This window comes from Microbacterium forte (genome assembly GCF_031885415.1).
GTDB lineage: Bacteria > Actinomycetota > Actinomycetes > Actinomycetales > Microbacteriaceae > Microbacterium > Microbacterium forte.
This window is the reverse complement of sequence record NZ_CP116871.1, coordinates 3146911-3167966: the sequence shown is the minus strand read 5'-3', so window position 1 is coordinate 3167966 and position 21056 is coordinate 3146911. Positions and strand designations below refer to the sequence as shown.

Annotated in this window: 22 protein-coding genes; 10 read left to right on the top strand and 12 right to left on the bottom strand. The window is 68.8% G+C overall.

The genetic code is table 11. The features are described from left to right. The 6 genes from OB895_RS15265 (at position 1) to OB895_RS15240 (ending at position 5394) form a co-directional block, all read left to right on the top strand. The gene (locus OB895_RS15265) at positions 1–1071 is read left to right on the top strand and encodes a carboxylate-amine ligase (RefSeq protein WP_311878053.1); all 1071 of its coding nucleotides are present in this window, start codon (positions 1–3) and stop codon (positions 1069–1071) included. A gap of 37 nt (positions 1072–1108) precedes the next feature. Further along, complete coding sequence (locus OB895_RS15260) at positions 1109–2515, top strand: MFS transporter (protein ID WP_311878052.1); 1407 nt, start codon at positions 1109–1111, stop codon at positions 2513–2515. Positions 2516–2576: 61 nt separating this feature from the next. Further along, positions 2577–3272 carry a DUF899 domain-containing protein gene (locus OB895_RS15255; protein WP_311878051.1) on the top strand — a complete coding sequence of 232 codons (696 nt, stop codon included), beginning with the start codon at positions 2577–2579 and terminating at the stop codon, positions 3270–3272. Further along, entirely contained in the window at positions 3269–4084 is an 816-nt protein-coding gene (locus OB895_RS15250; protein WP_311879930.1) for an endo alpha-1,4 polygalactosaminidase, read from the top strand. Before OB895_RS15255 ends, OB895_RS15250 begins: the two co-directional genes overlap by 4 nt. Before the next feature lie 36 nt (positions 4085–4120). Continuing rightward, the gene (locus OB895_RS15245) at positions 4121–4840 is read left to right on the top strand and encodes a hypothetical protein (RefSeq protein WP_311878050.1); all 720 of its coding nucleotides are present in this window, start codon (positions 4121–4123) and stop codon (positions 4838–4840) included. Beyond that, entirely contained in the window at positions 4837–5394 is a 558-nt protein-coding gene (locus tag OB895_RS15240; RefSeq protein ID WP_311878049.1) for a hypothetical protein, read from the top strand. The genes OB895_RS15245 and OB895_RS15240 overlap by 4 nt, the downstream gene beginning before the upstream one ends. A 350-nt stretch (positions 5395–5744) precedes the next feature. Here OB895_RS15240 and OB895_RS15235 read toward each other — a convergent pair whose 3' ends face one another. After that, a complete protein-coding gene (locus OB895_RS15235; RefSeq protein ID WP_311878048.1) occupies positions 5745–7028 on the bottom strand; it encodes a hypothetical protein in 1284 nt (427 codons plus the stop codon). A gap of 55 nt (positions 7029–7083) precedes the next feature. Beyond that, the gene (locus OB895_RS15230) at positions 7084–8430 is read right to left on the bottom strand and encodes a cytochrome P450 (protein WP_311878047.1); all 1347 of its coding nucleotides are present in this window, start codon (positions 8428–8430) and stop codon (positions 7084–7086) included. A 158-nt stretch (positions 8431–8588) separates the two neighbouring features. On the opposite strand from OB895_RS15230, the gene OB895_RS15225 reads away from it, so the two are divergent. Next, positions 8589–9026 carry an SRPBCC family protein gene (locus OB895_RS15225; RefSeq protein ID WP_309691192.1) on the top strand — a complete coding sequence of 146 codons (438 nt, stop codon included), beginning with the start codon at positions 8589–8591 and terminating at the stop codon, positions 9024–9026. Positions 9027–9100: 74 nt separating this feature from the next. Here OB895_RS15225 and OB895_RS15220 read toward each other — a convergent pair whose 3' ends face one another. Together OB895_RS15220 and OB895_RS15215 are read right to left on the bottom strand one after the other, a co-directional pair. Continuing rightward, entirely contained in the window at positions 9101–10285 is a 1185-nt protein-coding gene (locus OB895_RS15220) for a zinc-dependent alcohol dehydrogenase (protein WP_042540033.1), read from the bottom strand. A gap of 94 nt (positions 10286–10379) precedes the next feature. Next, on the bottom strand, positions 10380–11141 hold the full coding sequence (locus OB895_RS15215; protein ID WP_446499968.1) for a fatty acid desaturase family protein: 762 nt from the start codon (positions 11139–11141) through the stop codon (positions 10380–10382). A gap of 232 nt (positions 11142–11373) precedes the next feature. Here OB895_RS15215 and OB895_RS15210 point away from each other — a divergent pair, with 232 nt between their 5' ends. The 3 genes from OB895_RS15210 (at position 11374) to OB895_RS15200 (ending at position 14220) form a co-directional block, all read left to right on the top strand. Then, entirely contained in the window at positions 11374–12324 is a 951-nt protein-coding gene (locus OB895_RS15210) for a manganese catalase family protein (protein WP_042540031.1), read from the top strand. A 128-nt stretch (positions 12325–12452) separates the two neighbouring features. Continuing rightward, entirely contained in the window at positions 12453–12797 is a 345-nt protein-coding gene (locus OB895_RS15205; protein ID WP_042540154.1) for a DUF7882 family protein, read from the top strand. A 19-nt stretch (positions 12798–12816) separates the two neighbouring features. Next, entirely contained in the window at positions 12817–14220 is a 1404-nt protein-coding gene (locus tag OB895_RS15200) for a threonine/serine exporter family protein (RefSeq protein WP_042540029.1), read from the top strand. 20 nt (positions 14221–14240) lie between these two features. Here the strand turns inward: OB895_RS15200 and OB895_RS15195 are convergent, their stop codons facing one another. The 8 genes from OB895_RS15195 to OB895_RS15160 all read right to left on the bottom strand — a co-directional run bounded on the left by OB895_RS15195 (position 14241) and on the right by OB895_RS15160 (position 20960). Further along, the gene (locus OB895_RS15195) at positions 14241–14585 is read right to left on the bottom strand and encodes a cupin domain-containing protein (protein WP_311878046.1); all 345 of its coding nucleotides are present in this window, start codon (positions 14583–14585) and stop codon (positions 14241–14243) included. 91 nt (positions 14586–14676) lie between these two features. Then, positions 14677–15765: an alkene reductase gene (locus OB895_RS15190; RefSeq protein WP_311878045.1), complete on the bottom strand. Its 1089-nt coding sequence runs from the start codon at positions 15763–15765 to the stop codon at positions 14677–14679. A 62-nt stretch (positions 15766–15827) separates the two neighbouring features. After that, positions 15828–16463, bottom strand: coding sequence for a DUF1684 domain-containing protein (locus tag OB895_RS15185; protein WP_042540026.1), 636 nt, complete (start codon positions 16461–16463; stop codon positions 15828–15830). Positions 16464–16524: 61 nt separating this feature from the next. Beyond that, entirely contained in the window at positions 16525–17100 is a 576-nt protein-coding gene (locus OB895_RS15180; protein WP_042540025.1) for an NADPH-dependent FMN reductase, read from the bottom strand. Between the two features lie 93 nt (positions 17101–17193). Continuing rightward, positions 17194–17712, bottom strand: a complete 519-nt coding sequence (locus OB895_RS15175) for a MarR family winged helix-turn-helix transcriptional regulator (protein WP_042540023.1) — start codon at positions 17710–17712, stop codon at positions 17194–17196. 74 nt (positions 17713–17786) lie between these two features. Next, positions 17787–18242, bottom strand: a complete 456-nt coding sequence (locus OB895_RS15170) for a MarR family winged helix-turn-helix transcriptional regulator (RefSeq protein ID WP_042540021.1) — start codon at positions 18240–18242, stop codon at positions 17787–17789. 1 nt (position 18243) lies between these two features. Further along, on the bottom strand, positions 18244–19962 hold the full coding sequence (locus tag OB895_RS15165) for an MDR family MFS transporter (RefSeq protein WP_082041079.1): 1719 nt from the start codon (positions 19960–19962) through the stop codon (positions 18244–18246). Between the two features lie 107 nt (positions 19963–20069). Beyond that, a complete protein-coding gene (locus OB895_RS15160) occupies positions 20070–20960 on the bottom strand; it encodes a helix-turn-helix transcriptional regulator (RefSeq protein WP_079113485.1) in 891 nt (296 codons plus the stop codon). Positions 20961–21056: the final 96 nt, after the last annotated feature.

The following is a 21056-nucleotide window of genomic DNA, read 5'->3' as shown; positions in this document are numbered from 1 at the left end:
ATGGCCCGGTTCGGCGTCGAGGAGGAGTTCGTCCTGCTCGATGAGCAGACACTCGTACCCGCGGCCATGAGCCCAGCCACCCGCGAGCGCATCCCCGAGGACGCTGCTGCGGGCCTCACCCCCGAATACCTCACCTGTCAGCTCGAGTCGGCGACATCGCCCGCGACCACCAGGGCGGATGCCGAGGCGCAGCTGCGACGGACGCGCAGCCTGATCGGCACGTACGCCGCCGATCAGGGTGCGGTCTTCGCCTCCATCGGCACCCCGTTCATCTCACCGAAGCGCCTGACGGTGGTCTCTTCGCCCCACTACGACGCGGTGGACGCGCAGCTCGTCGAGATCACCCGCGAGCACGAGGTCAACGGGCTGCACGTGCATGTCGAGGTGGTGGACGACGAAGAGCGCGTCCGCGTGCTCAATCGCGTGCGACCGTGGCTTCCCGTTCTGCTGGCTCTCACCGGCAACGCGCCCTTCGCACACGGCAGGGATTCGGGGTTCGCCAGCTGGCGCAGCATCCTGATCCGACGATTGCCGTCGTCGTGGAGCCCGCCGCACTTCCGCGATCTCGCCGACTACCGTGCACACGTCGAGCAACTCGTCGCGATGACAGCGATCGCGGATGCCGGCTCGCTGTCATGGGCCATCCGCCTGTCCGAGCGCTTCCCCACCGTCGAGGTGAGGGTGTTCGACGCGCAACTGACGGTCGACGACACGCTGCTCGCCGTGGCCCTCACGCGCGCTCTGATGGTGAGCGACGCGATCGATGATGCACCCGAGATCGGCGTCGACGCGATCGATGCCTCACTGTGGACGGCAGCGAGATTCGGCACCGAGGCGCGCCTCGTCGACCCGGCGAGCGGCGGGATCGCGTCGTTCTGGGACGTCGCGCGAGATCTGCTCGACAGACTGCGCCCCGCACTCGCTCGACTGGGCGACGAGGACTTCGTCACCGAGGGCTTCGCTCGCATCCGCACCGACGGCACGGGTGCCGAGCGACAGCGCAGGGCCTATGCCGAGCACGGCACGGCGGGTCTGCGCGACCTGTATCGCGCGAGCACGACTGCCATCTGACCGCCCCTCATATCCTCGGCGGCAGTAGTGTCAGCGTGTGGCATCCTCTCGCTTCGCGCCGCTGCAGCGGCTCGTGATCTCCATCGCCGTCCTCGCATCCTTCGTGACCTTCCTCGACGGCACTGTCGTGACGGTCGCGCTGCCTGCGATCAGCGATGAACTCGGCGGCGGCATCACCACGCAGCAGTGGGTGGTCGACGCGTACCTCATCACCCTCAGCGCGCTGATCCTGCTCGCGGGATCGCTGTCGGACGCCTATGGCCGGGTGCTCGTGATGCGCATCGGCCTCATCGCCTTCGGCGTGGCATCCGTCGCGGTCGCCGCCGCCCCCGATCCCCTCATCCTGATCATCGCGCGAGCCGCGCAGGGAGCAGCCGGCGCTCTGCTCGTGCCGAGCTCGCTCGCGCTGATCACGGCGACCATGCGCGCCGACGTGCAGTCACGGGCGATCGGCGTGTGGACAGCATTCACCACCGCCGCGCAGCTCGTCGGCCCGTTGCTCGGTGGACTCTTCGTCGACTTCCTGTCGTGGCGATTCGTGTTCCTCATCAACGTCGTGCCGATCGCCGTCACCCTCGTGCTGCTCTCCCGGCTGAAGCTGAAGGAGCACCCGAGCGGGGTGAGCGTCGACTGGCTCAGCGGAGCCCTGTGCGCGATCGGCCTCGGCGCGGTCGTGTTCGCGCTGATCGAGCAGCCGAACCTCGGCTGGCAGTCCCCCGCCATCTGGCTGCCCGGCCTGATCGGAGCTGCGCTCTTCGCCTGGTTCCTGGTGCGGCAGCAGAGGTCGGCCTCTCCCCTCATGCCGCTCTCGCTGTTCCGGGTGCGCGATTTCGCCTGGGGCAACCTCGCCACTCTCTTCGTCTACGCCGCTCTGTCGCTGAACGGCTTCGTCGTGGGCGTCTACCTGCAGCAGGGCGCCGGTCTCAGCGCCACCGCCGCCGGCCTCGCGAGCCTGCCGATGACCATCCTGATGATCCTGATCAGCTCGCGCGCAGGCTCATGGGCCGGGCGCTTCGGTCCACGGATCTTCATGACGGTCGGTCCGCTCGTCATGGCCGTCGGCGCCCTCATGCTGCTCGTCGTCAGCGAGGACTTCGACTACTGGTGGCAGGTGCTGCCTGCCATGATCGTGCTGGGTCTCGGGCTCTCGCTCACCGTGGCTCCGCTCACCTCGGCGATCCTCGGCGCGATCGACGAATCGCGCTCGGGCATCGCCTCCGCGGTGAACAACGCGGTCTCGCGCGTCGCCGGACTGCTCGTCGTCGCCATGCTGTCGACCATCATCGGCGGCACGCTCGACCTCGCAGGCTTCCACAACGCGGCCTGGGTCACGGCCGCGCTGCTCGTGCTCGGCGGCGTCGTGTCATGGATCGGCATCCGACGCAATCCGGCCGAAGAGGTCAATGCACCCGCGGTCGACGGCGCCCCTTCGCCGATCGGTTGACGATGTCGGTGGGCGAGCGCACACTGGGGGCACCGTCTTCCCGAGCATCCGGAGGTCCACCGTGAGCACGACCCAGACGCCCCTTCCGCCCGTCGTCGACGCCGACACGTGGCGACGCGAGCTCGACGCACTGCGCGTGCGGGAGAAGGCGGCGACGCGAGAGCTCGATGCGATCGCGGCCCAGCGACGGCGGCTGCCGATGGTCGAGCTGCCCGACTACACGCTCGTCGGGGCCGACGGTCCGGTCGCGCTGTCGGAGATCTTCGGCGAGCATCGACAGCTCATCGTCTACAACCACATGTGGACCGACGGCAACGAGTGGCAGTGCCCAGGGTGCACCGGCTTCACCTCGCAGTTCACGCGGCTCGACTTCCTCGAGCGGTACTACGACGCCCGCTTCGTGATCGTGACGAACGGGCCGATCGATGAGGCACTGGCCTACCGCGACCGGGTGGGCAATCGCATGACGTGGTTCTCGAGCGCCGACAGCACGTTCGGCGCCGACATGGATGCCGGTCCGAACGAGGGCTTCGGCGTGAACGTCTTCCTGCGCGACGGCGACACCGTGTATCGCACCTGGCACACGAACGGACGAGGCACCGAGCGCATGAGTCAGCTGCAGGGGCTCGTGGACCTGCTCCCCTACGGCCGCCAGGAGGAGTGGGAGGACTCCCCGGCCGGATGGCCCCAGCACGGCACGTACGATCAAGGGATGGGTTCGAAAGAGATCGCCGCTCTGTACGGGGTCGGCAGCTGAGGCGCGCGACGGTCGCGGTCACCGCCGTCGCCGCGCTGGTCCTCGCCCTCTCGGGCTGCGTCACGACCATCTCCGACCCGCCTGCGCCTTTCCTGCCTCCACCAGCGGGAGCAACACCCGACTACCAGCTCGGCGGCGCCTATGCACCCGCCGACGGTGTCGGCATCGTGGGTCGGGACCGCTCGGATGACCCCGCCGAGGGGCTGTACTCGATCTGCTACGTGAACGGTTTCCAGACCCAGCCGGGCGAGCTCGACACCTGGCCCGACGACCTCGTGCTGCAGAGCGGCGGCGAGCCCCTGTTCGACCCCGACTGGCCCGACGAGGCTCTGCTCGACACCTCGACCGACGACCGCCGCGAGCGCATCGCCGAGATCGTCGGTCCGTGGATCGAGGGGTGCGCCGAATCGGGATTCGAGGCGGTGGAGTTCGACAACCTCGACTCGTACACCCGCTCTGACGGTGCGCTCACCCTCGATGACAACCTCGCCCTCGCGGCGCTGCTCGTCGACGTGGCACATGACTCCGGGCTCGCGGCCGGGCAGAAGAACGCCGCCGAGGATGCGCCCCTGCTGCGCGAGCGCGCCGGGTTCGACTTCGCCGTGGTCGAGGAGTGCTCGGTCTATCAGGAGTGCGGAGCCTTCACCGGTGTCTACGGCGACGCCGTGATCGATATCGAGTACTCCGACGAGCTGCCGCGGTCGTTCGCCGAGATGTGCGCCGACGACGAGGCGCCGGGGTCGATGGTGCTGCGGGATCGCGACCTCGTCACGCCGGGGCACGAGGAGTACGTGTTCGAGACGTGCTCCTGATCGCCGGCGGGCGAACCCCCTGGGTAGGCTGACCTCGTGAGCAAGACGGGGGATCACGACGGCGCGTCGCGATCAGCCGCGCCATTCGCCGCACCTGCTGCCGCGCGTGCCGGAACCGTCGTTCGGGAGGCACTCGCGCGCTGGGCGCACGCCGTCGCAGAGCTCCCCCGCTGGATCTGGGTGGCGGCTGCCGCCCTGGTCGCCCTGGCCATCGTCGTCGCGGCGATGGGCGGGCTCACCCGGGCAGAGGCGTCGCCGGCCATGCTCGGCCCCGATGACGAGGCGCGCACCTCGATGTATGCGATCACCGTGCTCGGCGCCGAGTTCGCCACCGAGATCGAATCGGAGTACCTCGAGGCGGAGCCGGGCGAGAAGTTCCTGGTGATGAGCACCCGCATGGAGAACCTCTCGAATTCACCGATCGGGGTCGGCACCACCGCCGACCGAGTGAGCACGGGGTTCGTCAACACCGAGAGTCCGCTCCTCGCGCTGAAGGGCGTCACCGCGACCGACTCGGTCGACGTATGGCGGGCGGACGGCTCATCGGGGCAGGTGGTCCTGCAGCCGGGCGTCCCCAGCCAGGTGACCTTCGCCTGGACGATTCCCGAGGATGCGTTCCCCGACGGTGCCGTGTCGCTCGACGTGTACGAGGTGGAGACGCGCCGCGGACAGGTCGTCCTCTCGTCGCGAGCCGTCAGCTGGCGCCCCGCCGCACTCAGCTCGCGCATCTCCATGACCGCGCAGGAGGCACCGTGAGGCGCGCGACGCCCTGGCTGCTCGGGGCCGCCCTGGTGATCGCCGCCGGTGCCGTGACCGCCGTGACCCCCACCGACGACGACGTCATCGGCCCCACCGAGGTGCGCGGATCTTTCGGCGAACCCGTCGAGTCGCGCACACTGATCGCGGCGGCGACCGATGCGACCTTCACCGACGAGGTCGCGGTGCCGGGTGCCGACTGGAGCGCGGAGGGCAACTGGCTCGTCGTGACGGTCATCGCCTCGGCCGCGCACACAGAAGTCGACGCTGCGATGAATCTGGCGACGCTGGCCGTCGGCGACCGCGTGTTCCAGGCGAGCGAGCGACCGGATGCGTCGTTGATGTCGACCCCGCTGCGGCTGGGCATCGACACCGTCGGCACCCTGGCCTTCGAGCTGCCGCCCGATGTCACGTCCGGACGCGCCGAGCTGCGTCTCACCTCGTCGTATCTCACCGCCGAGCTCGACGACCTGATCACGATCCCGCTCGACCTCGATGATCTGCCCCGCACTCCGAGCGTCGAGCTCGACGACCCCGAGTTGAGCGCGCCGTGACGTGGTGGAGGAGGCAGCGCCGGTCACTGATCGCGCTGGCGATCGCTGCCGTGGCCATGCTCGGTGCCACCGTGTGGCTCGACATCGTGCCCAGCATCCGGCCGACCGATCGCGTGATCGAAGCCGAGTCGACGGTCGACATCGCGGGGCAGACGCTCACGCTCGGCCCGACCGAGTGGGGTGAGTTCGAGACGCCCGAGGACACACGCGTGCTCAGCATCCGACTGGCGTCGAGCGGCGGGTCGGATGCCGCACTCTGCGGGCAGGCCGCACTCACCGAGATCGACAGGGATCGGACCTGGCTCAGCTCTCGGAAGAGCCTCGTCGTACCCTCCGACGAAGGCGAGAACTCATGCCTTCCCGAATCGGCGTCGTACCGCATCCTGCTGACGTTCCTGCTGCCCGAGGACGCCGAAGGTCCCTTCCTGCTCGACATCGAGGGGAGCGACGACGACCTCGCTCGCTTCCGCATCGACCCCTGAGGGACGGGTGTCGAGGCCAGAGCGGGGGCGGCCGATGACGCTGTCATACGCCGTCGCGACGATCGCCACCCTCAGCGGTTCGGCCACTGCCGCGATCGCGACGGCGATGAGGGGGAAGACCCCGGCCCAGAACCACCGTTCATGGCCGCCGATGAGCAGCAGCACGCCGCGGGTTCCCGCCTGCTCGGCGAACGCCCACAGCGCATAGGCCAGCGCGTAGGCGCCGAAGAGCAGCGGTCCGCCGCGCCAGATCACCGTGACGGCCGCCCAGAGGCCCTCGAGCCGCATCACCAGGGTGCGCGCGATGCTCATCGCCGCACCGCGGGCCGCTCCCCCACCGAACCGCGAGAACGCCGGGGTCGAGTCGAAGGTCGTGCCGAAGATCACGCCGGCCACCGTGAGCCAGGCAGCGGGGACGATGAGTGCGGCGACCAGGATTCCGACGAGCCAGGTCGTTCCCTCCCAGACCGCGGCGATGGGCTCGAGGTTCACGGCGAACCAGTCGCCGAATCCTCGCAGCCAGCCGACGGCCTGGCGCTCGGCGAACCAGTCGAGGACGCTCGTCCACCACCGTGCGACGAGCGTGAAGAGCATGAATGTCCACAGCACCTCTGCGTAGGTGGCGAGGATGATCGTCCAGCGCGGCAGCCTGGCGGCGAACCGGGTCAAGAGCAGTCGCGCGACCAGGGCGATCACGAGCACCGTCACTGGCAGCACACCGACCGAGATCAGTCCGCCGCGGTCGCCGATCTGCGAGAATCCCTCCCCGGACTGGGGCAGCGCCACGGCGAGCGCGATCTGGAAGAACTCGATCTGGTCGGCGTCGAGCAGACCCCACGCGGTGTAGAACGCGAAGAACGGCAGGATAGCCGCGAGCGTGGCCGAGCCGAACTCGCGGATGCCACCCGCATCCTCCCGGCGGCTGTGCGGCAGCGACGGCCGCACCGTGAGATACATCGCGACGTACGAGACGAGACGAGCGGCGACCGCCAGCGGCAGCAGCAGCAGGCCCCCGAGCGTGGTGTGGCCGCCGACGAATCCGGCGAACTCGATGAGCACACGGTGCAGAGCCTCGCCGCCGAGATACCAGGCCATGAGCGCAGGCCAGTGCCGCGCGATGATGCGCCCGAACGTCCGGAGGGCCTGTGACATGTGCCCTACCGTACCGGTCGGGCACTCGCGGCCGAGTCCCCGACCAGGCGCAGTCTCACGACCGGTGGAAGGGACACCCGCCCGACGCGGGTGCCGACGCCGAGCGGACCTTGCCCCCGGAGCGGGGCTTCGTGGGCAGTCGGCGCCGGTTGACGTCCAGCCCGTCGTCGAGGATCCGCAGACCGGGGTCGCTGAGCACCGTGACCGCTGCGGCGAGCCCCGCGATCGCGAGCTTCTCGCCGGGGCATCGATGGCCGGTCGCGACGTCGGCCCCGCCATGCGGGATGAACGCGGCGAGCGCCTCGTAGTCTGCGCCGACATCGCGGAAACGCTCCGGGTCGAACCGCTCGGGACGCGCCCAGAAGCGGTCGTCGGTATTGGTGCCGAGGATGTCGAGCACGACGCGGCCACCGGCATCCACTTTCTGCCCGTCGAGCTCGACGTCGGCGATCGCCCACCCGGGGAGCATCGGCACGAACGGGGACGTCCGTCTGATCTCCTGCGCGAACATGATCGACAGCGGTCCACCGACCAGGGCGCCCCGTTCGGCGGCCTCGGCGGCGATGCGCTCACGCCACTCGGGGTGCTCGTTCAGCGCCTTGGCGGCGAACGCGACGAAGCGCGCGACGGCGATCATCGGACGGATGCTGTTCTGCAGCTCGACCCCCGCGATGCGCGCGGGCAGCAACTCGCCATCGTGATCGCGGTGGTGCGCCCACTGCTCGAGCGCTGTCCCCGGCTCAGCACTGAGCGCACCGTGCCGCACGGCCTCGATGAGCCGCGCGGAGTGGCGGTCGGACCACCAGCGGTTGGCCAGAGCGGCGAGGTACTCCGGTGAGTACGGCGAGCCGAAGCCGTCGACGATCTGGGCGAGCCGGGCCGCCCACCGTGTCTTCGCTGCGGGCGTGCCGGGCACACCGGCCCACCCCATGATCGCTCGGCCCAGCGCACCGACCGCCGCGTCGTAGGCGCTGCGGGTTCCGCCGTCGAGCCAGGCCCGACGTTCGCTCTGCCACTCGCGCTCGAGCCATGGTGTCAGCCGCTCGACCTGCTCGTCCTCATAGGCGACGTCGATGAACGTCGCCTTGCGGTGCTTGTGCGCGTCACCGTCGAGGCTGTGCACGGAGCCGTGGCCGAACAGACTCTCCTGCACCAGGGCCGGCATCGCCCCGGAGCGCGCGATGCGGGTCTCGTCGTAGAACAGCTCGACGCCCTCGACGCCGCGCACGAACACGGTGTCGTCACCGAGCAGACGCATCGGCGCCGACCTCGTACCCGGTCGCACCCTGCGCCAGATCCGTGGACCGAAGCCGTAACCGCGGGTGAGCAGAGTGGGTGCGTCGTCGTGCGCGAGAGCGCCGAGTCTGCGAGCGGCGCGAACGGGAAGATCGATGAGTGCCATGACCCGACGTTCGCAGAGACGCGTGCGCTGTTCCAGGGGGAGGCGCCGATGCGGGGTCTGTGGTACGGCCGGTCGGCGCCGCACGCGGCCCGTCAACCCCCTCGGTGGATCGACGCGGAGGCAGGAGCATGAAGGCAACCGTCACAGAAGGAGCCGACATGGCCAAGAACGTGCGCACGATGAACTGCCGCCCCGATGACGTGTTCCGGGTGCTGGCCGACGCCTGGCTCTACCCGGCGTGGGTCGTCGGCGCGTCGCGCATGCGCGACGTCGATGACACCTGGCCGCAGCCCGGCGCCGAACTGCACCACTCGGTGGGCGTCTGGCCCGCCCTGCTCGACGACACGACGGTGGTCGAAGAATGGGATCCCCCGCACCGGATGGTCATGCGTGCGAAGGGGTGGCCGATCGGCGAGGCCCGCGTCACGCTGCGAGTGCGTTCGCACGGCGACGGATCTCTCGTCCGCATCGACGAAGAGCCGGTGCGTGGCCCCGCCACCCTCGTGCCGAGCGTGCTGACCGCTCCTCTGCTGCGCTGGCGCAATTCCGAGACCCTGCACCGGCTGGGATACCTCGCCGAGGGAAAGGCCGGCTGAGTCCGGAGCCCGAGCGGGGCTGACAGAAACGTGAGCCGGCTGCGCAGTACGGGCTGCACAGCCGGCGGTCACCGTCAGACGGTGGAGGGCTGGAGCACGACCTTGATGCAGCCGTCGGCCTTGCGCTGGAAGGTCTCATAGAGACCCGGAGCGTCTTCGAGCGGTGCGGTGTGGGTCGTGAGATCCATCACGCCGAGCGGGTCGCTGAGATCCTCGACCAGCGGCATCAGGTCGTCGATCCAGCGCTTGACGTTGCACTGGCCCATGCGGATGCTGACCTGCTTGTCGAACAGCGTCTTCATGGGCATGATGTCGGCATCCCCGGCGTAGACGCCGCTGAGCGACACCGTGCCGCCGCGGCGCACGACGTCTATCGACGCATAGAGGGCGGCGAGGCGATCGATGCCCGCCTTGTCGAAGACCTGCCTTGCGGCGGGGTCGGGCAGCAGACCGACGGCGCGCTGCACGAGCTTGATTCCCGGGTTGCCGTGCGCCTCCATGCCGACGGCGTCGACGACGGCATCCGCCCCTCGTCCGTCCGTGAGGTCTCGCAGCTCTGCGACGACATCGTCGGTCAGGTCGAAGACCTCGGCGCCGTGTCGGGCGGCCATCTCGCGTCGCTCGGCGACGGGGTCCACCGCGAGCACGCGATAACCGCGGTGCGCGCCGACGCGGGCGACGAACTGGCCGACCGGCCCGAGTCCCATCACGGCGAGCGTTCCGCCGTCCGGCACATTCGCGTACTCGACGCCCTGCCAGGCGGTCGGCAGGATGTCGCTGAGAAAGAGGTAGCGCTCGTCCGGCAGGTCGGAGGCGACCTTGATGTGGTTGTAGTCGGCGAGCGGGACCCGGAGGTACTCGGCCTGCCCGCCGGGGACCTGCCCGTAGAGCTTCGTGTAGCCGAACAGCGAGGCGCCGCTGCCGTATTCCTTCACCTGCGTCGTCTCGCACTGGGACTGCAGGCCGCGCAGACAGAAGAAGCAGTGGCCGCACGAGATGTTGAACGGCACGACGACTCGATCGCCGACCGCCAGATCGCGCACGGCGCTTCCCACCTCGACCACGACGCCCATCGGCTCGTGGCCGAGGATGTCGCCCTTGTCGAGGAACGGGCCGAGCAGTTCGTAGAGGTGCAGATCCGAGCCGCAGATCGCCGAAGAGGTGATCCGGACGATCGCATCCGTCGCATGCTCGATGACCGGGTCGGGCACCTCCTCGACCGTCACGTTGCGCGTGCCCTGCCAGGTGAGTGCCTTCATGGTGTCCTCCTCGGGGGATGTCGAATGCCCACCCTCCGTCGCTCGCGCTCGATACGACAGAGGGTTGACACACCTCGCCCTCGGTGGGCGGGGGTCAGCGCGGCGCGGCGACCAGATGGGCGCGCTGCTCGGCGAGCGGACACGAGAAGACGTCGCGCTGTCCGAGTCCGACCCGATTGATGTAGCGCACGACGATCGCGTAGGACGCGAACAACCCGACCTGGGTGTACTTCACATCGTGCGCCTCGCAGTAGGCGGCGACGAGCGGCGCTGCCCGGCGCAGGTGCGGCCGGGGCATCGACGGGAACAGGTGGTGCTCGACCTGGTAGTTCAGGCCGCCCATCACGACGTCGATCACGCGACTCCCCCGCACGTTGCGGCTCATCAGCACCTGCCTCCGGAGGAAGTCCAGGGTCAGGTCCTTCGGAACCACGGGCATGCCCTTGTGGTTCGGCGCGAACGAGATGCCCATGTAGAACCCGAACAGGCCCAGCTGCACCGCGAGAAACACGAACGCGATGCCCGGCGACAGCACGATGAACACCAGCGTGACGAATCCGATCATCCGGATGCTGAGGAAGACGATCGCGAGCACAGCAGCGGTGAACAGCTGCCACCACGTGTCGCCGATCCAGACGAAGGCGGCGAGGCTGACGGCGACGACCAGCGGGGCCGCGATGAGTTTGGTCCAGTAATAGCCGTACCGACGGCGAAGCAGTCCGCGTTCGCGGATCTGCTGCGCCAGCTCGGTGAAGGTGCTCGATCCGCCGCGCGCGGTGTCGCGTGGGCGAGTGCGGATGGTCTGACCGGTGGCGTCCATGACGACCTCTTCTCCGAAGTCATCCGCTGTCGACACGAACAGCTCCGCTACGGCCCACTGTGGTGTCCTGCGGGCTCTGATGCCGACGGTACGCCGGTCGCGTCCGCGCACAGCGGGCCTTGACAATTCCCCGGTGCGGGTGTGGGGCCGGCCGCTCTCCGTCGGCACGCATAGTACGTCCATCCCCTCGCCACGTCGAGGGAGGGTGTCGATCCGTCGCTGAGGCGCACAGTGGCCCCACACCCAGCAACGACCGACGGAGGCCGACATGTATTTCCACGTTCAGGAGTTCATCAACGAGATCGCTCAGGACGAGCCGGATCCCGCCGCGGCGAACGCACTGCAGGAGGGCCTCGGCGGACAGTTCGGCGAGATGCGCACGATGATGCAGTACCTGTTCCAGAGCATCAACTTCAGAGGCCCCGACGGCAAGCCGTACAAGGATCTGATCCAGGGCATCGGCACCGAGGAGATCAGCCACGTCGAGCTCATCGGCACGACGATCTCACGCCTGCTCGACGGATCGCCGCAGTATCAGGGAAAGCCGACCGACCCGGTCGACAAGCCCGGTGCCGGCGGTGCGACGCCACTGAACATCGCCCTCGACACGAGCAACATCCACCACTACCTCGTCGGAGCTCAGGGCGCCCTTCCGGTCGACGCGGTCGGCAACCCGTGGTCGGGTAGCTACGTCTACAACTCGGGCAACCTCGTGCTCGATCTGCTCTACAACCTGATGCTCGAGTCGACCGGCCGCCTGCAGAAGTGCCGACTGTACGAGATGACCGACAACAAGACCGCCCGCAGCACCATCTCGTACCTGATCGTCCGCGACCAGGCGCACGAGAACGCGTATGCCAAGGCGCTCGAGACCCTCGGCGTCAACTGGCGCACGTCGCTGCCCATTCCCAAGACCAACGCCGAGCAGTTCCCCGAGGTCAAGAAGCTGCTCGATCTCGGTCTGCAGAGCAAGAACTACTCGTTCGATCTGACCGCGCAGTCCGAAGCGGGCAAGATCTTCCAGGGCGCCTCGCCGTCGAACGACGGCACCACCCTGGATGCCAGCGAGCAGGCGCCCGTCGGCGTGCCGATGACGATCTCTCCCGAGCGGCTCGAGGAGTTCTCGCCGGGTGCCGACAAGGAGCTGCGTGCGCTGATCGAGGCGACCGCCGCGATGGAGATGGCCGACATCGACGCCACCTTCGGTCGCATGTCCTGAAAGACGGTGTGCGGGCCGGCGGATGCACAGCCGCCGGCCCACGATATTATGGGATGCTGGTATCGCCCCCGGTGATCATCCGATCGCGTCTCATGACATGGGTTCCGTGGCGCAGTGAGGAGATCATGATGGGAAAGCTCGTCTACGAAGGCAGCGTCAAGGCCGACATCGAAGACCGCGCCCTCACGCACCTGCAGCTCGTGATCACGGCCAAGCTGCGTCGAGGGGAGCCCTTCAGCTTCACCTGGCGCGAGGACATGAGCGTCGGCGGCGGCCGCACGACCGTCTGGGTGCACGCAGGCAGCTCGCTCGTCTTCAAGTACAGCGGAAGCCGTCAGCCCTCGATCAACCGCGCCTGGATCGAAGCCCTCGCGTTCACGGCCAGCGCGCCGAGCGGTCTCTACCTCGTGCCCGAGCCCGCAGAGGGCAGCGCACCGCCGGCAGAGCGTCTCGACGTTCCCGCGCACGCCTGACGAAGGGGAGAATGGGGAGGTGTCCCCGAACCCCCCGCGGCGACTGCTCGCCTCCGTGCAGCGCATCCTGCACACCGATCCCTCCGCCGTCGCCCACACCGAGGCGATGCCCGTCATCGACGAACGCACCGTGCCGCGGGTCTTGGATCTCGCCACCCGCATCGGCGAATCGATGTTCGGTGTCGGTGCCTCCGCTCACGAGGTGACGCTGGCCATCACCCGCGTCTGCGCCGCGTACGGCATGCGAGACGTGCAGGTCGATGTGACCTACAACTCGATCACGGTGTCGTTCCACCTGAGCGGTGAGGTCTGGCCCGAGACGCTCGTGCGCGTCGTGCGGGTGGCGGCGCCCGACCACGCCAAGCTGCAGCGTGTGCAGGCCCTGGTCGCCGACATCGACGACGGCCTCGATCTGGAATCGGCGCGCACCGCCTACCGCGTGCTGCGCCGCGTGCCGTTCCGCTACCAGCAGCCTGTCGTCATCGTGGCCAGGGCGCTGCTGGCCGTCGGCGTCAGCATCATGCTCGGCGCCTCGGCGCTCATCGTCGGGCTCACCTTCGTCGCGGCGCTGTGTGCGGCACTGACCCAGGCGGGTCTCGCCCGCGCCAGGGTCCCCCTGTTCTTCAGCCAGATCGCCGGAGGCTTCGTCACCACGGTCGTCGCGGTCGCCGTCTCGGCGCTGGGCTCCGCGGGCATCGAGCCGTTCGTCGGCATCCGCCCCTCGATCATCGTGGCCTCAGGAATCGTGCTCATGCTCGCCGGCCTCACCGTCGTCGGTGCCGCGCAGGACGCGATCGACGGGTTCGCGCTCACCGCGGGCGGGCGCATCCTCGACCTGACCATGCAGACGCTCGGCGTCGTGATCGGCATCCTCGTCGGCCTCGAAGTCGGCAGCGTGCTCGGCTTCACGATGGGCCTGCCAGACGACCCGGCCCCGTTCGGTCCGCTGCTGAATCAGTTCCTCGGGGCGATCATCATCGCGATCGCCGTCGCCGTCTTCAACGGCGCCGGCATCCGCATCATCCTCGTCAGCGCGCTGCTCAGCGCCGTGACCATCGCCGGATACTCCGCCATGGTCGGCGTGAACCTGCACCCGGCGGCGGCGAGCGCGATCGGCGCACTGCTCGCCAGCTTCATCGGGATGCTGATCGCCGTGAAGCTGCATGTGCCGTCGGTCGCGGTGACGACGGCGGCCATCGTGCCGCTCGTTCCCGGTGTCGCGGTGTTCCAGGGGCTGCTCGAGATGATCCACTCGGCCGGGTCGGCATCGGGCGTGGTGGGCATCGGAGGGTCGCTGGTCGACGCCGTGGTCATCGGCATCGCATTGGCCTCGGGGGCCTCGCTCGGTCTGTATCTGGGCACGCCGGTGCGCGCCACCCTCACCAGCGTCGCGAAGACGCGGGCGCGGGTCGTACGGCGCTGAGCCGCCGCGTTTCGGCCCTGTCAGACTCGGGGTCCGAGCGTCCCCGCGTCAGCCTCTCCCGCCGCGTCCCCTTTCAGCTCGACGAGGATCGTGTGCGTCGGCGTCGTTCCCGTGTTCTCGCCCGAGTGCCGCTGGGCCGGGATCCACACCGCCTGGCCCGCGGTCAACGATGTGTCGAAGGTTCGCTCCCCGGCTGTGAGCCGACGCGAGAAGTCGCTCAGGGTGATCATGACGGTGTTCGGGTGGTCGTGCGGAGTCGTCTGATCACCTGGCTCATCGGTGTACTCGAGCACGCGGACGAACTCGTTCTCCCAGAGCGTCCGGTAGTGACCAGGATTCGTCAGAGTGGGATCGTCGGTGATCATGCGGTCACTGTACGCTCCGCGATCCCACTCCGACAGGGGCATTTCGAGCAGCCTGCGCCGCCTGCAACCGCTCAGCCCCTGGCCCTGACCATCAGGCGTCGGCGCGCACGGACTCCAGCGACGGGTAGTCGGTGTACCCCTCGGCCGTGCGGCCGTAGAACAGCGCGGGACGAGGCTCGTTGAGCTCGGCATCCTCACGCCAGCGCTCGACGAGGTCGGGGTTCGCGATCACGGGTCGGCCGGCGGCCACGGCATCCGCCCATCCCTCTGAGACGAGCATCTCTGCCTCGTCGCGGGTCGTGGGAGAACCGAAGCCGGAGTTGATGATGAGGGGCGCTCCGAGCGTGCGGCGGATGCGCTGCACCAGCTCGCTCGTCGGGGCGGCGTTCAGGATGTCGACGAAGGCGAGGCCGAGCGGTGCGAGGCCCTCGGCGACGGCGAGGTAGGTGGCGAGCGCGTCGTCGTCATCCTCTTCGAGGACGCCCTGGATGTTGTGCTGCGGCGACAGACGGATGCCGGTGCGATCGGCTCCGACGGCCTCGGCGACCGCACGGGTGACCTCGATGGCGAAGCGGGCGCGGTTCTCGGGTGATCCGCCGTACTGGTCGTCGCGGATGTTCGACACCGGCGAGAGGAACTCCTGCACGAGGTAGCCGTTGGCTCCGTGCACCTCGACGCCGTCGAAGCCCGCGGCGATCGCGTTGCGCGCGGCCTGCACGAACTGCTCGACGACCATCGGGATCTCGTCGAGGGTCAGGGCGTGGGCGACAGGCATGTCGACCTTGCCCTCAGGAGTGTGGGTCTGGCCGGGAGCGGCGAGTGCGCTCGGGGCGACGACGCGCGGCTCACCCGAGATCGCAGGATGCGAGACGCGCCCGCCGTGCATCAGCTGCATGACGATGGTGCCGCCCGCTTCGTGCACGGCATCGGCGACGGGCCGCCAGCCGGCGATCTGCTCTGGCGTGACGATGCCGGGCTGTCCGGAGTACGACTTGCCCTCGGCCGCCGGCCACGTCCCCTCCGAGATGATGAGGCCCTGACCCGCCCGCTGGCGGTAGTACTCGACCATCGTCTCGGTCGGCACGCCGTCATCATCTGCACGCGTGCGGGTGAGAGGCGCCATGACGACGCGGTTGGACAACTGGAGGGCGCCGAAGACGGCCGGTTCGAAGAGAGTCACGCTCAGGGGTAAGGCGCGCGAGGGGTGCGGTATTCCCCCGCCGCGATATGCAGGCCGGATGCTCAGCCTGCTGCGCCGCCGTACATCTCGCCCACGGGCACCGCCACCGGCAGCACATTGCCCGGCTGCGCGAGCGGGCACGCCCAGGCGGGGTCGTACGCGCAGGACGGGTTGTAGGCGAAGTTGAAGTCGAGCACGATGGTGCCGCGCTCGGCATCCGATCCGAGGTCCGCACCCTTGATCGTGTCGATCAGGTAGCGGCCTCCCCCGTACGTGCCGCCCGGACGACCGGCGAGCGCGTCGCGCACCGGGACGAAGATCCCACCGCCGTAGGTCGTCAGCCGCCAGACGTCGAGCGATCCGGTGTCGGGGATCTCCACCCTGCCGATGCGCTCGAACGGCACCACGCCGTCGGTGCCGGTCGCGAAGTCGAAGCCGCCGGGCTCCGCGGGCAGGATGGGCAGCTCGAAGCGCCACTGCGGGTCGTAGGAGGCGATCGGCAGCCCCTCGAAGAGCGGGCGGTCGTCAGCCAGCAGCGGGGTCGCCGCGTGATGCAGCATCAGGTCGTCGCGCTCGATGCGCCACAGCTCGTGCGCCTCTTCGGCGGAGTCCGCGCGGCGCACCGCGTCGTAGAGGGCGAAGACCCGACGCCTCCAGTCGACGACCTCGGCGGCGGTGCGGGCTTTCGTGAGCGTCATGTCCTCCAGGCTACGCGGATGCGGTGGCGCAGCGGCCGCGATGACCTGCGAGGCGGCCGATTCACGAATCCGTGTCGCGCGGCAGCACGGTGAGTACGCGCTCGATGTGGTCGCGGAACTCGACCAGGTAGTCGCGGAGGAACTTCGCCGTGCCCTCGTTCGTGACCGTGCCGTCATCCGAGAAGGTGTCGGGCGAGAACTGGATGTAGGCCTCGGGGGCGGTCATCTGGCGGGCGTTGCAGAAGCTGAGCACGCCGCGCAGGCTCTGCTGGGCGACGGCCGTGCCGATCGCACCGACCGATGCTCCGATGACGGCGGCCGGGATGTGATCGAACGAGTTCTGGCCCCACGGTCGCGAGGCCCAGTCGATCGCGTTCTTGAGTCCCCCGGGGATCGAACGGTTGTACTCGGGCGTGACGAAGAGCACGGCATCCGCCGAAGCGATCGACTCCTTGAGATCCACCGCCACAGCGGGGTAGTCGGCGTCGTAGTCCTGACTGTAGAGAGGGAGGTCTCTAATCGGGATCTCGAAGAACTCGAGATCGGATGGAGCGAGCCTGATCAGCGCCGTCGCGAGGATGCGGTTGATCGAGGTGGACGAGAGGCTTCCGACGAAGTATCCGACCCTGTACGCCATGACTGTTCCTCATTCCTGTAACCGTGGGATCAGTCTCGTCCTGGCTCGTCGCCGAGTCCAGCCCTTGCGCGACGAGAACGCCGCCGACCTCGGTCAGTCGCCGAACGCGGCGAGCAGCTCCGCGAAGTGATCGAGGTCTTCGGCCGACCAGCGGCGCAGCCGCTCGCCGAGGCGCTCCTCGTAGCGCGAGCGGGCCAGAGCGACCCGCTCCTGCGCCAGCTCGGTCGCGACGAGCACCCGCGCCCGGCGATCGTCGGGATCGGGGACGCTCTCGACCAGCCCGAGCTGCTCGAGCTGCCGCACGTGACGGCTGACGGCCGACTTGTCGGTCTGCAGACGCTCGATGATCGCCCCGGCCGAGGTCGCCTTGCCGGTCGCGATCGAGGTCAGCACCTGATATCCGAGGGGCTGCAGGTCGGGGTGCACGGTCTGCGCCGCTTCGCGCCAGCTCACCCGGATGCGGGCGAACAGCCTTCCCAGCTCGTGCTCGACCCTCGAGATCGCCTGGTCGAGCTCGGCCGGATCGAGGGCGGCCGGATCGAGGGGCTCGGCACCTGCGGAGTCTGCGGCGGGCGCGCCCTCTCGGGCGGGTTCGTCGGGCGAGGCACTCATGGTCGCCAGCTTACGGCGAAGCCCCGCCGTCTCAGAGACGGCGGGGCTTCGATCGAGGTGGATGCTCGGGGCGGTCAGACCTCGGCAAGCAGACGGAAGACCTTGGACGCTGCCTGGATCTCGTCCTGCGTGAGCTCGGCCACGATCGTCCGCAGACGCGACGCGTGATCTCTGCGCAGTTCTGCGAGCACGGTGCAGGCGGCCGGTGTCGGCGTCAGAACCCGCAGCCGGCCGTCCCGCTCGTCCGGCCGGGACTCGATCAGCCCCAGCTCCTCGAGCATGCGCACCTGGCGGCTGATGACCGACTTGTCCATCTCGAAGCGCTCGGCCAGCTCGTGCGCATTCGCCGATTCGGCCCGTTCGATGAAGGTCAGCAGCTTGTAGCCGCCCACCTGCAGCTCGGGGTCGATGCGCGCAGCCGACTCCTTCCAGAGCGTCCTGGTCCTCGCGAAGATCAGGTTCAGATGCGTCTGCAGGTCGCCGAGCGCGGTGTCGACGTCGGCGGGCTCGACCGCCACGGGGGTGGCCATGTCAGCGCCTCGGCTCCTGGTCGTCTCGTTCGAGCACCGTCACAGAGCCGGTGGTCGGTGAGGCGGAGTCGACGCCCGAGAGTCGGATCGTCCCGGTCGACATCGTGGCGCCGACCTCTGCCTCCGAGACCTCGAGAACCGATTCCTCGGCCTGCTCGCGCAGCTGCTCGGCGGCGTTCTTCGTCGAGAGCGGCTTGTTCTTGATGAACGCGATCGCGATGATGGCGATCAGCGCCAGCGGGATGGCGATGATGAACGCGTCGGCGATGCCGTGGCCGTAGGCTCCCTCGACGATCGTGCGGATCGTGTCAGGCAGCTGCGTGACCTTCGGCACGTCACCCGAAGCGAGGTGCTTCAGGGCGTCGACCTCTTCCGGCGTCGTCGGCGTGAAGCCGTCGAGCGCATCGGTGATGTAGTTCGCGACACTCGTCGAGAGGGTCGCGCCCATGACCGTCACGCCGATGGTGCCGGCGATCGTGCGGAAGAAGTTGACGTTCGACGAGGCGGCGCCCAGCTGCTGCGGAGCCGTGTCGTTCTGCACGATGAGGGTGAGGTTCTGCATGACCATGCCGAGGCCCGCGCCGAGCACGAACATGTAGACGGCGACCAGCGGGAACGGGGTGTCGTAGCGCAACGTCGACATCAGGCTGACGCCGACCGTGGTGAGGATGGAGCCCGTGAGCATCCAGCCCTTCCACTTGCCGAACCGGCTGACGAGCTGGCCGATGATGATCGACGCACCCATCTGGCCGATGATCATCGGGATCGTCATGAGGCCCGACTCGGTCGGTGTGGCGCCGCGCGCGAGCTGGAAGTACTGGGCGAGGAACACCGAGGTCGCGAACATCGAGACGCCGATGGCGATGGAGGCGATGACTGACAGCGTGAAGGTGCGGTTGCGGAACAGCGACATCGGCACGATCGGTTCCTTGACGAAGAACTCGACGGTGATGAAGCCGGCGATCGCGACGGCGGCGATGACGGCGAGCGTGATGCTGGTCGACGAGTCCCAATCGAACTCGCTGCCGCCCATCGAGACCCAGATGAGCAGGGTCGAGACGCCGACGGCGAGGAGGACGATGCCGAAGTAGTCGATCGAGACCTTGCGGTCACGCTGCGGCTTGGGCAGGTGCAGCGTGAACTGCAGCAGCACGAGGGCGAGGATCGCGAAGGGAACGCCGACGAAGAAGTTGGAGCGCCAGCCCCACACGTCGGTGAGGAGTCCGCCGAGCAGCGGGCCGCCGATGGTGCCGAGCGCCATGATGCCGCCGACCACGCCCATGTACTTGCCACGCTCGCGCGGCGAGATGATGAGGGCGACCGCGATCATCACGAGCGACATCAGACCACCCACGCCGATGCCCTGGATCACGCGCACGGCGATGAGCATGTTCGTGTCAGTCGAGAAGCCGGCGATCACGGTGCCGACGGTGAAGATGATGAGAGACAGCTGCACGAGGATCTTGCGATCGACGAGGTCGGCGAGCTTGCCCCAGATGGGCGTCGAGACGGCGGTCGCCAGCAGGCTGGCCGTGATGACCCAGGTGTACTGCGACTGGGTGCCGCCGAGGTCGGCGATGATGACGGGCATCGAGGTCGACACCACGGTGCCCGAGAGCACGGCGACGAACATTCCGACGACGAGGCCGGAGATCGCGGTGAAGACCTCGCGAGGCGAACGCGTCGCCTCGGCTGAAGAGGTGGGAGTGATGTTGGTCACAGTGGAGAGCTCCTGTGTGGAAAGTTGATAAGAGTCAACTATACGCCTATTGGTTGCGAAAGTGCAACTGTAGACCGGGAGCAACCATCTCTGAGTGGGGCGGAGCGTCAGCCTCGGCTCGTGTCGTTCGCGGGCTCGGCGCTGCGCTGCTTCATCGACCACGAGGCGAGCAGACCGAGGCGCTCAGCGGATGGCGAGCCCGGTTCAGCCGTGTAGACCAGCAGCACGTTGCCGGGTTCGGCGGTGATCGCGAGCTCTTCGTACGCCAATGTCAGCTCGCCCACGAGCGGATGCCGGAACCGCTTCGTGCCGGCGCCGTGGATGCGCACATCGTGGGCGGCCCACAGTCGCCGGAACGTCTCGCTGCGGGTCGACAGCTCGCCGACGAGATCCTGCAGCCCCTTGTCGTGTGGATCGCGCCCCGCCTCGGCGCGCATGATCGCGACGCACATCTCAGCGAAGAGATCCCAATCCGGATAGAAGTCGCGCGCCGCCGGGTCGAGGAACTGGAAGCGAGCGAGATTGGGCGTCCGCCCGCCGTCGCCGATCACCGGCGAGTAGAACGCGCGGGCGAGATCGTTCGTGGCGACCAGGTTCTGGCGGGGGTCCCGGACGAACGCGATCGCGTCGGTGATCGACGACAGCGCCCACTGCAGGCTGGGTCGTGCAACCCCGGGCTTCGCCGACCGGCGACGCGAGCGACCGCTCGACGGGATGCCGTCGGCCGCGCGGGCGAGGTCGAGCAGATGCGCGCGCTCGGCGTCGTCCAGCTGGAGGGCTGACGCGAGCGCGTCGAGCACCGCGGCGGAGGCGCCGGCGATCGCGCCGCGCTCGAGCTTCGCGTAGTACTCGACGCTGACTCCGGCGAGCGCTGCGGCCTCACTGCGCCGCAGGCCGGCGACACGTCGGTTCCCGCCGGCCGGGATGCCGACCGACTCGGGCGCGACACGGGCGCGGCGGGTCATCAGGAACTCGCGGACCTCGGATCTGTTGTCCATGCTCAGGACGCTACCCCCGACCGCGCTCCGCAGGGAGGCTCTCGCAGTACACCCCTCGACAGGGACTCCCTCAGAGCACCCGACAGGCGCAGAGTG